Source organism: Anaeromyxobacter sp. SG17, assembly GCF_022690695.1.
Lineage (GTDB): Bacteria > Myxococcota > Myxococcia > Myxococcales > Anaeromyxobacteraceae > Anaeromyxobacter > Anaeromyxobacter soli.
In genome coordinates this window covers 206,563-215,597 of record NZ_JALCYX010000001.1, presented here as the reverse complement: position 1 = coordinate 215,597, position 9,035 = coordinate 206,563, and the positions used below count along the sequence as shown (strand labels likewise).

The 9,035-nt window shown below is 73.4% G+C and carries 10 protein-coding genes; 5 read left to right on the top strand and 5 right to left on the bottom strand.

Annotated elements, in window-relative coordinates; genetic code table 11:
- Nucleotides 1-129: 129 nt before the first annotated feature.
- Together MNY60_RS01000 and MNY60_RS00995 are read right to left on the bottom strand one after the other, a co-directional pair.
- Nucleotides 130-489: a cupin domain-containing protein gene (locus MNY60_RS01000; protein ID WP_242359842.1), complete on the bottom strand. Its 360-nt coding sequence runs from the start codon at nucleotides 487-489 to the stop codon at nucleotides 130-132.
- A 26-nt stretch (nucleotides 490-515) separates the two neighbouring features.
- On the bottom strand, nucleotides 516-800 hold the full coding sequence (locus MNY60_RS00995) for a phospholipase D-like domain-containing protein (RefSeq protein ID WP_242359841.1): 285 nt from the start codon (nucleotides 798-800) through the stop codon (nucleotides 516-518).
- Between the two features lie 652 nt (nucleotides 801-1,452).
- On the opposite strand from MNY60_RS00995, the gene MNY60_RS00990 reads away from it, so the two are divergent.
- The 4 genes from MNY60_RS00990 (at nucleotide 1,453) to MNY60_RS00975 (ending at nucleotide 5,736) form a co-directional block, all read left to right on the top strand.
- Nucleotides 1,453-2,355, top strand: a complete 903-nt coding sequence (locus MNY60_RS00990; RefSeq protein WP_242338560.1) for a DUF1207 domain-containing protein — start codon at nucleotides 1,453-1,455, stop codon at nucleotides 2,353-2,355.
- A 212-nt stretch (nucleotides 2,356-2,567) separates the two neighbouring features.
- Nucleotides 2,568-2,957, top strand: coding sequence for a cupredoxin domain-containing protein (locus MNY60_RS00985; protein WP_242338558.1), 390 nt, complete (start codon nucleotides 2,568-2,570; stop codon nucleotides 2,955-2,957).
- Between the two features lie 2 nt (nucleotides 2,958-2,959).
- Nucleotides 2,960-5,362 carry a heavy metal translocating P-type ATPase gene (locus MNY60_RS00980; protein WP_242359840.1) on the top strand — a complete coding sequence of 801 codons (2,403 nt, stop codon included), beginning with the start codon at nucleotides 2,960-2,962 and terminating at the stop codon, nucleotides 5,360-5,362.
- An 8-nt stretch (nucleotides 5,363-5,370) separates the two neighbouring features.
- On the top strand, nucleotides 5,371-5,736 hold the full coding sequence (locus MNY60_RS00975; RefSeq protein ID WP_242338557.1) for a metal-sensitive transcriptional regulator: 366 nt from the start codon (nucleotides 5,371-5,373) through the stop codon (nucleotides 5,734-5,736).
- A gap of 24 nt (nucleotides 5,737-5,760) precedes the next feature.
- Here the strand turns inward: MNY60_RS00975 and MNY60_RS00970 are convergent, their stop codons facing one another.
- Nucleotides 5,761-7,272 carry a hypothetical protein gene (locus tag MNY60_RS00970; protein ID WP_242338555.1) on the bottom strand — a complete coding sequence of 504 codons (1,512 nt, stop codon included), beginning with the start codon at nucleotides 7,270-7,272 and terminating at the stop codon, nucleotides 5,761-5,763.
- 199 nt (nucleotides 7,273-7,471) lie between these two features.
- On the opposite strand from MNY60_RS00970, the gene MNY60_RS00965 reads away from it, so the two are divergent.
- Nucleotides 7,472-7,912: a hypothetical protein gene (locus MNY60_RS00965; protein WP_242338553.1), complete on the top strand. Its 441-nt coding sequence runs from the start codon at nucleotides 7,472-7,474 to the stop codon at nucleotides 7,910-7,912.
- Nucleotides 7,913-7,981: 69 nt separating this feature from the next.
- Here MNY60_RS00965 and MNY60_RS00960 read toward each other — a convergent pair whose 3' ends face one another.
- Together MNY60_RS00960 and MNY60_RS00955 are read right to left on the bottom strand one after the other, a co-directional pair.
- The gene (locus MNY60_RS00960) at nucleotides 7,982-8,185 is read right to left on the bottom strand and encodes a hypothetical protein (protein WP_242338551.1); all 204 of its coding nucleotides are present in this window, start codon (nucleotides 8,183-8,185) and stop codon (nucleotides 7,982-7,984) included.
- Between the two features lie 344 nt (nucleotides 8,186-8,529).
- On the bottom strand, nucleotides 8,530-8,751 hold the full coding sequence (locus MNY60_RS00955; RefSeq protein WP_242355389.1) for a hypothetical protein: 222 nt from the start codon (nucleotides 8,749-8,751) through the stop codon (nucleotides 8,530-8,532).
- Nucleotides 8,752-9,035: the final 284 nt, after the last annotated feature.

Below are 9,035 nucleotides of genomic sequence, written 5' to 3'. Positions count from 1 at the left end.
TCTCGGGGGGCCACGGGGGTAGCGGGGGGGCCCCCCCCGGGCGGGGGCGGCGCGGGGGCGGGGTGCCGCCGCCGGACTTTGCAGGTACGGGCCGTCGCGCGGCGGTGAGCGCCGCGCGTCCAAGCGCCATCAGATGCGCTCCGGGGCGTCGACGGTCCGCTCGTCGCGGACGTTCCCGGTGTTCAGAGTACCGGCGGGCTCGAACAGGAGCACCTCGACCTCGCGCTCCGCCACCGGCCGGTGCTCGACGCCGCGGGGGACGACGATGAGCTCTCCTTCCCGCAGCTCGATGGAGCGATCGCGGAGCTCCATCCGCAGCACGCCGCGGAGGACGAGGAACAGCTCGTCCTCGCGCTCGTGCTGGTGCCACACGAAGGGTCCGGCGAGCTTCACCACCTTCACGTGCTGGCCGTTCAGCTCCGCGACGACGCGCGGGTGCCAGAAGTCGTCGACGAGCGCGAGCTTCTCCCCGAGGTTCACCTTGTCCATGCCGTCGTTCTAGACCGGACCGCGGGCTACAGCCACTCGTCGAAGAGCGACGCCGCGTCGCGCGCCACGTCCACGACCGGGTCGCGGCGCGACCACTCCTCGCGCGTGATCTCCTTCGAGCGGACGAGGTCGGCGCGCAGCGTGCGGTCGAGGTGCCCGGCGAGCGCGGGCGAGTCGGCCACGACCGAGCCCTCCTCGAGACGGTCGAAGCTCAGCGGGTCCATGTTGGTCGAGCCGATCGCCACCCAGCGGTCGTCCACCAGCACGGTCTTCGCGTGCATCATGCTCGGCTGGTACTCGTAGATCCGCACGCCTGCGGCGAGCAGCTCCTCGTAGCTCGCGCGCTGCCACCTCGCAGCCCGACCGCCTCAGCGCGTCCCGCTGCGCGTCGTCGAACTTCAGCGAGCCGAACGGGTCGACGACGATGCGGCACTCGACCCCACGCGCGCGCCGGAGCAGCGCGTCGGTGATGCGGCGCGAGGGGCCCTCCGCGCCGCGCCAGATGAAGCTCACGATGTGCACGTGACGCCTCGCCGCCGCGATGTCCTTCACCATCGCGTCGAAGACGGCGCCGTTCTCGATGGGCGTGAGCTCGTTCCCCGCGACGAGCCGCGCCCCGGTCTGCGCCTCGAGGCGCGCGTCCAGGGCGGCGGGTGGCGCCGGCGCGACGCGCGCTTCCGGGTTCGCGCGGCAGGCGCCGGCGAGGAGCGCCGCCGTGGCGAGCCACGCCGCGCGGCGGTCGAAGGGCCTCATCGCCCTCACGCTAATCACGCGACCGGGCGGGACGTGGTCTGGGCGCCAGGCGGGGCTGTGGGAGGAGGTCGGCGCCACGCGGCCGCGGCGAATGAACGCGGCTCCTGACGGAGCAGGGGCCCGCCCAGGGAGCACGCGGGCGGGCGCCGCGCGGTAACGTGGAGCCCGCGCCGTCCGGGGAAGCCCGCGGCGCTCACCGAAGGAGACGCGATGACCTCACGTAGCCGGCCGCTCGCGGTGGCGGCGCTCGTTGCAGCCGCCCTCACGTCCACGGCCTCGGCCGACGAGGGCCACATCCTCCGCTGTGGAACCGGTGTCCACGCCGGCGAGGCGGAGGGGCTCGTGCCGCTGCCGCAGGGGGACGTCTTCTGTCCGCTCGTCGCCGATCCGAAGGCGATCCGCTCCTTCGTGTCGTATCTGTGGGGCAAGTTCCCGACGAGCGAGCAGACGCTGCACCTCGGCTCGATCGGCGTGGGCGACGGCTTCGCGCTCTTCCGGCTCGGCGGTCCCCGTCCCGGCGAAGGGCTCCAGCTCGGGCTGGAGGCCGCCGTGTTCGCGCAATTCGACCTCGACTCCCCGAGCGACGACCTCCTGAACGCGGACTACCTCGTGGGCCTGCCGCTGACGTACCGGTACGCCGGCTTCTCGGCGCGCGCCCGCGTCTACCACCAGAGCTCCCACCTCGGAGACGAGCTGCTCCTCCGCGCCGACAGCGAGATCCAGCGCGTGAACCTGGCGTTCGAGTCCGTCGAGCTCGTCCTGTCGCAGGAGCTCGGGCCGCTCCGCGTCTACGCGGGCGGCGAGTACCTCGTGAACCGCAAGCCGAGCACGCTCGACCCGAAGCTGGTCCACGCCGGCGCGGAGGTGCGGGCAGGCCCGACGCGCGGGCTGCGGCTCGTGGCGGCGGCGGACGTGAAGTCCACGGAGCAGCAGGAGTGGAAGCCGGCCGTCAGCGTCCGCGCCGGCGTGGAGGCGGCCTGGTGGCGCAGCGAGGGGCACCCGCCGCGGATCTGGAGCCTCCTCGGTGAGTACTACGACGGGCCGTCGCCGTACGGGCAGTTCTTCCTCGAGTCCACCCGCTACGCCGGCGTGGGGTTCCACGTCCAACTCTGACGCCGCGCCGGCTCACCGGTGCGTCAGGGCGCTCGCCGGCGACGGTTCCGTGCCTCGCCACGTCATGGCCAGCCCGGCGGTCTCCGCGCGGCCAGGCGCCCGCCTGGCGTCCAGGCTCGCTTTCGCTTGACATAGGGGAGGGGGGTATCTAGATCCGGATCGGCGGGCATACGCCCCGGGGGTATCCGCGGGCGGCCGAACGGAGGCAGGAGATGGACGTGAGCGAGGTGGCCGTCGTGGCGGGCGGCGTGGCCGCGATCGGCTGGGTGAACTGGTACTTCTTCCTCGCCGAGCGGCGGAAGGCGGCGGTCGCCGCCAAGGTGGGCGCGACGGGCGTCCAGCAGGCGGTGATCCGGGTGGAGGGGGGCTACTCGCCGGCGCGCGTGCGGCTGCGGGCCGGTCAGCCCGCGCGGCTCGTCTTCGATCGCCGCGAGGACTCGAGCTGCTCCGAGGAGGTGGTCATCCCGGAACTCGGCCTCCGGCGCTTCCTCCCCGCCCACCAGCGGACCAGCGTCGATCTGCCGGCGCAGCGCGCCGGGACGTACGAGTTCACCTGCGGCATGGGCATGCTCCGCGGCAGCCTCGTCGTGGAGGAGGAATGACCATGGACGCCACGACGAGGACGGTGGCGCGCGCCGGCGAGGCCGGCGCCGGCGCCCCGACGCTGAAGGTCGCGCCAGCGCGCCTCACGGTCCAGGTCTCGGGCATGACCTGCGCCGCGTGCCAGGCGCGCGTGCAGAAGGCGCTCGCGAGCGCGCCGGGGGTGCTCGACGCGAACGTGAACCTCATGACGGCCGAGGCGACGATCGCCTTCGACCCGAGCGCGGCCTCCGCGGAGGCGCTCCTCGAGCGCGTCCGCTCGACCGGCTACGGCGCGACGCTCCCGCTCGCCGGCGGCGACGCGCTCGCCGAGCAGGACGAGGCGCGCGTCCGCGAGTTCCGCGAGCTCCGCGGCAAGGCCCTCGCCTCGCTCGCCGCCGGCGCCGTCGCGATGGTCGCGTCGATGCCGCTCATGGCGACGCACGCGCACCTCGGCCTCGGCGCGCCGGCCGATCCGTTCATGCGCTGGAGCATGCGGGTCCTCGATCCGACGCTCTCGCGCGCGCTCCCGTGGCTGTACGCCATCCCGCCGCGCGCGATCTCGTACGGGCTCCTCGTCCTCACGACCGGCGTGATGGCCTGGGCGGGGCGCCACTTCTACACCCGCGCCTGGGCGGCGTTCCGCCACCACTCGGCGGACATGAACACGCTCGTCGCCGTCGGGACGGGCGCCGCCTACCTGCTCTCCGTCATCGCCACGCTCGCGCCCGGCTTCTTCGTCGCGCGCGGCGTCCCGCCCGACGTCTACTACGAGGCGGTCGTCCTCATCATCGCGCTCATCCTCGTCGGCAACACGCTCGAGGCGCGCGCGAAGCGCCAGACCTCCGCCGCGCTGCGCGCCCTCGTGCAGCTCCAGCCGAAGACCGCGCGCGTCGTGCGCGACGGCGCCGAGGTGGACGTGCCCGTGGAGCAGGTCGAGCACGGCGACACCGTGGTCGTGCGGCCGGGCGAGCGGATCCCCGTGGACGGGGAGGTCCTCACCGGCGCGAGCGCGGTGGACGAGTCGATGCTCACCGGCGAGCCCATGCCGGTGGAAAAGGGACCGGGCGAGCGGGTCATCGGCGCGACGGTGAACGGCACCGGCGCGTTCCGCTACCGCGCGACGGCGGTGGGCGCGGAGAGCGTCCTCGCGCGCATCGTGAAGCTCATGCGCGACGCGCAGGGCTCGCGCGCGCCGATCCAGAAGCTCGCGGACCGCATCAGCGGGATCTTCGTCCCGGTGGTGCTCTCGATCGCCATCGCGACGTTCGTCGTGTGGTTCGTCGCCGCCGACGCCGCGCCCGCGGTGCGCGCCTTCGCCGCCGCGGTGGCCGTGCTGGTCATCGCCTGCCCCTGCGCGATGGGGCTCGCGGTGCCCACGGCGGTGATGGTCGCGACGGGCAAGGGCGCGGAGCTCGGCGTGCTCATCAAGGGCGGCGAGGCCCTCGAGCGGGCGCACGCGATCGACACGATCGTGCTCGACAAGACGGGGACCCTCACCGAGGGCAGGCCGGCCGTGGTGGGCGTCGTCCTGCCGGAGGGCGCTGCCGTCCCCGAGGATCGGCTGCTGGCGCTCGTCGCGGCGGTGGAGCGCCAGAGCGAGCACCCCCTCGCGGCGGCCATCGCGGCGCACGCGGCGGCCGCGGGCGTCCCAGCGCTGGAGGCGACGCGCTTCGAGTCGGCGACCGGCCGCGGGGCGCGCGGCGAGGTCCAGGGCCGGAGGGTGATCGTGGGGAACGAGGCGTTCCTCGCGGCCGAGGGGGTGGACACCTCTCCGCTCGCGGGGGTCGCCGCGTCGCACGCCGCGGACGGGCACACCTCGGTGTTCGCGGCGGTGGACGGCGAGCTGGCCGGGCTCCTCGCGGTCGCGGATCCGATCCGGCCCACCTCGCGCGAGGCGATCGCGCGCTTCCGCAGGATGGGGCTCGAGGTGGTGATGCTCACCGGCGACACGCGCCGCAGCGCGGAGGCGGTCGCCCGCGCCGCGGGCGTCCCGCGCGTCGTGGCGGGCGTGCTGCCCGAGGGGAAGCTCGCCGAGGTGGAGCGGCTCCAGGCGGCCGGGAAGGTCGTCGCGATGGTCGGTGACGGCATCAACGACGCCCCGGCGCTCGCGAAGGCCGAGGTCGGCATCGCCATGGGGAGCGGCACGGACGTCGCCGTCGAGGCGTCGGACGTGACGCTCATGCGCGCCGACCTGCGCGCCGTCGCGGACGCCATCGCGCTGTCGCGCCGCACGATGCGGACCATGCGGCAGAACCTCTTCTGGGCGTTCGTCTACAACGTGGTCGGCATCCCCATCGCCGCGGGCGTGCTGTACCCGGCGATCGGCCTCCTGCTCTCGCCCATCCTGGCGAGCGCCGCGATGGCGATGAGCAGCGTGAGCGTGGTCACGAACAGCCTGCGGCTGCGCCGCTTCAGGGGCGCGTGAGGCACGACATGGCGAAGAGCGCGAAGGAGGCGGTGGCGGTGGAGGCGCAGTGCCCGTGCGGAGCGGCGGAGCAGGTGGGGCCGGGCGGGAAGGCCGCCGCGGTCGATCCCGCCACGAAGGACGCGAATCTCAAGCGGCTGCGGCGCATCGAGGGGCAGGTGCGCGGGCTCCAGAAGATGGTCGAGGAGGGGCGGTACTGCGCCGACATCCTCACGCAGATCGCCTCCGTCCACGAGGCGCTCCGCGGCGTCGGGCGCGAGCTCATGCGTAACCACCTGAAGCACTGCGCGACGAACGCCATCCGCGCCGGGGGCGAGGACGCCGAGGCGATGTACGACGAGCTCGTCGAGCTCATGTACCGCAGCGCGCGCTGAGCCTCACCCCGGCCGGCGAGCGGCTCAGCGCGGTGTCAGGATGGCGGGCGACGTCCGGCCGTGCCCGTCGACGAGCGTGAGGAGGATCTGTCCGCGGTCGTTCACGCCTCCCACGTGGAGGATGCGCATGCCTGGGGGGAGCTCGACGAGGTCGCCGAGCCGCTCGAGCTTGCCGTTCCGGTACACGCACCCGTCCCCCGTCCCGAAGCCCGAATACAGCTGACCGACCGCGATGGTGCCGGCCCGGTTGATCCGGTCGAGGCTGATGCCCGCGGCGTCGCTCGGGCGATCGACGAGCGTGACGTCGCCGCTCGCGAGCTCGGCGAGGAACGCCTGCTCCGTCCACTTGAACCTGCGGTTCGCCGCGCCCACGACCTTCCCGTCGTCGCTCACGTCCAGCGCCACCGAGCCGGCGGGGACCGGCAGCTCGCGGGGCCCGCCCGCCTCGAACACGACCGCCTTGCCCTCACGGCTCCCGACGACGATCCCCGCCGCGTTGATGCCGCTCGCGGTGCTGGCAGCGGTGCCGCCCGGATCGAGATCCCGGAGCGTCGTCCCGTCGTCGACCGCCGCGTGGAGCGGGCCGGGCCCCGCCTCCATCCAGCCCGCCGCCCAGCCGTGAACGTTCAGCGCCTGCGGGGTCATCGCGCCGAGCGCGGACAGCACGGCGCCGTCCTCGAAGCGGTAGTACTTCCCGTCCTCGAGGGACACGATGAGCATGCCCTCGTCGTTCATGACCACCCCTCGCGCGCCCCGGTGGTCGGGGAGCGGAAGGGTCACGCGATCGGTCGCGGCGTCGTAGACGAACACCTGCGACTCGCAGCACTCGCTGGCGAAGAGCGTGCCCGCCACGTCGCCGCGTGCGTCGATGCCGCTCCCGGCGGTGAGGGTGCCGTCCGGATGGGAGAGGACCTTCAACGCGTAGGTGCCCGGGGCCCCGAGCGCGAAGCGCGCGGTGACGCTCGTCGCGGCCGTGAGGACGAGCGCGCAGGTGGTCGTCCCGCTGCACCCGCCGCCCTCCCATCCTTCGAAGCGCGAGCGGGCGTCCGGCGTCGCGGTGAGCGTCACCGTCGCCCCGCTCGCGAAGACGCCGGTGCACGCGGAGGCGGCGCAGCTCACGCCCGCGGGATCGCTCGTGACCTCGCCCTGCCCGTCGCCCGCGCGCACGATCGTGAGCGTCACGTTCGCCGGCGACGGCGTCGCCTCGAACGTCCCCGTCACGTCCACGTCCGCGTTCACCTCCAGCGGGCACGGCCCGCTCCCCGAGCACGCGCCGCCGAAGCCCTCGAACGACGCCTCCGCGTCCGGCACCGGCGTGAGGACCACCCGTCCGCCAGCCTTCACGGAGAGACTGCACGTCCGCTGGCACTTGCCGGCCGCGTCGCCCGTCACGTCAACCGAGCCCGGTCCGGTGAGCGCGATGCGCACGGCGTAGCTCACAGGCTGAGGGGGACCGCCGCCGTCCTTCCCGTTTCCTCCGCACGCCGCCGCGGCGAGCAGCACGGCTGCGAGCGCGAGCTCGTGTGCATGGCTCACGGTGCACCTCCCGAGCGCAGCTCGATCGTCCACCCCCGGGCGCGGCCGCTCAATCCGCCTGCGCAGGGGCACGGCCGGCCGCGCGGGCGCGCGTCCGCCGGGGGCGGGTGCCCGCGCCGTGCCCCACCCTGCCCGGCCGTCCGGGGCGGGTGTCCGGGGACCGTCCGAAGAGGCGGCGGGTTCTGGTAGACGTCCTGGCGTGTGGACCATCGTCCCGCCCGCGGGCGCGGCTCGCGCCCTCGCAGTCGCGGCCTACCTCGCCGCCGTGCTCGCGTTCCTGCTGCTGCAGGAGATCGGGCTCCGCTTGCGCGACGAGGAGCAGCGCGCGTGGTGGGCGGGGACGGGGCGCGATCTGCTGAACGTCGCGGGGCTCGTCGCCATCTCCGGCGCGCTGCGGCTCCTGGGGCTGCGCTGGCCCGCGGCGCTGCTCGTCGGCGGGACGCTCACGCTCGCGATGTTCGGCGCCTCGGTGTTCGTGGCGACGCAGCTCGAGACGGCGCACCGGCGGCTGTGGGCGTTCGCGCTGGGGCTCGCCTTCGCATTGCCGGCGATCGTGTTCCTCGATCGCGTCGTGGCCGCGATCGCCCTCGTCGCCGGCGCGCTGTTCCCTGGAGAGGTGGCGCCGCGAAACCCGGGCTGAAGTCCACGCGCGGCCGGCCCATGCAGCGAAGGTCGCACGGGCGCGAGCCGCGCGTGAGGCGGGGAGTGACTACCGGTGCGAGTGGTGCAGCGCGCGCCGCACCTTCGCGGCCACGCGCGCCTTCGGCGTCGGCTGCTCCGCCTGCTCCATCTCCATCGGGTGGTAGTCCGTCGGCTTGAGCTGCGCCGCGGTCACGCCGGCAGGGAGGTCCATGCCCACGTCGCCCGGCCGCTCGATGGTCGCCCACTTCGTCCTGACGATGCGCTTTTTCATGACCCCATGGTGCGCGCCCTAGGGCGAGCGGGTGCCGCGAAAGGCGGGGTCCGCGAGGAGGGGTTCTCCCCGGGGGGCTGCGCGGGAGCGCCGGGCGCGAACTGCTCGAAAGCCCAAAGGAAAAGGGGCTGCCGGTTTCCCGGCAGCCCCTCGAGCCTGCGAGCGTTCCCGCGGTCGTCACGAAGTAAACATCTCGTCGGACAGTGGCGAGGGAATCCCCGAAGAGCATCCGTTTCGCCCCGCCGAACGGTGAGCGATGGAGGCGCCCTGGTGGGCTTCGGCGCGCTCGCCACAGAAAGCGCGCCGATGGCAGCGAGCGCTCAACAGCTCATCCGACAGTGCGTTCAGATGTTTCGCGCAATCGAACGGACTCGACCCACGATCCAGATGCCAATCGTGAAGGTTGCCGTGGCCGCTGCGATGTAGCCCAGTACTTGGACGCCGCGAGATCCGTACGCCGCGATGAAAGCCACGAAGCTGAACGGCGCGAACAGACTGAACCAAAGCCCCGCCCATGGAACCCACATCAACGCGCCGACGATGACGTCGTAGACGCCGCAGAGCACGACGATGCGACCTCGAGGGGGTTGCCGCGTTGTTGCCAGTACTGCACAGCCAACGTGCATCAGTGCGCAGACGAGTGCCGGGCCAACGGATATCGATAGAACGCTTGCCGATCGCACGACGCCGAGGGCGTTTCGGTATCGCGGCAGGACGGTGAGCCCTATCCCAAGTAGCGCCGCACCCGCGCCAACCCACAATGGCGTGGCTGGGGTACACCTGAGTTTCATTTCCACGGCAGGACCAACGGATGTCGAGTCACGGCTAATGGACGAACCGAAGGACGAGC

What these genes read in the sequence shown, in the direction of transcription:
- MNY60_RS00975 (WP_242338557.1), top strand. Translation starts at nt 5,371, where the DNA reads ATGGCGAAGAGCGCGAAGGAGGCGGTGGCGGTGGAGGCGCAGTGCCCG.
- MNY60_RS01000 (WP_242359842.1), bottom strand. Translation starts at nt 489, where the DNA reads ATGGACAAGGTGAACCTCGGGGAGAAGCTCGCGCTCGTCGACGACTTC.
- MNY60_RS00960 (WP_242338551.1), bottom strand. Translation starts at nt 8,185, where the DNA reads ATGAAAAAGCGCATCGTCAGGACGAAGTGGGCGACCATCGAGCGGCCG.
- MNY60_RS00980 (WP_242359840.1), top strand. Translation starts at nt 2,960, where the DNA reads ATGGACGCCACGACGAGGACGGTGGCGCGCGCCGGCGAGGCCGGCGCC.
- MNY60_RS00990 (WP_242338560.1), top strand. Translation starts at nt 1,453, where the DNA reads ATGACCTCACGTAGCCGGCCGCTCGCGGTGGCGGCGCTCGTTGCAGCC.
- MNY60_RS00985 (WP_242338558.1), top strand. Translation starts at nt 2,568, where the DNA reads ATGGACGTGAGCGAGGTGGCCGTCGTGGCGGGCGGCGTGGCCGCGATC.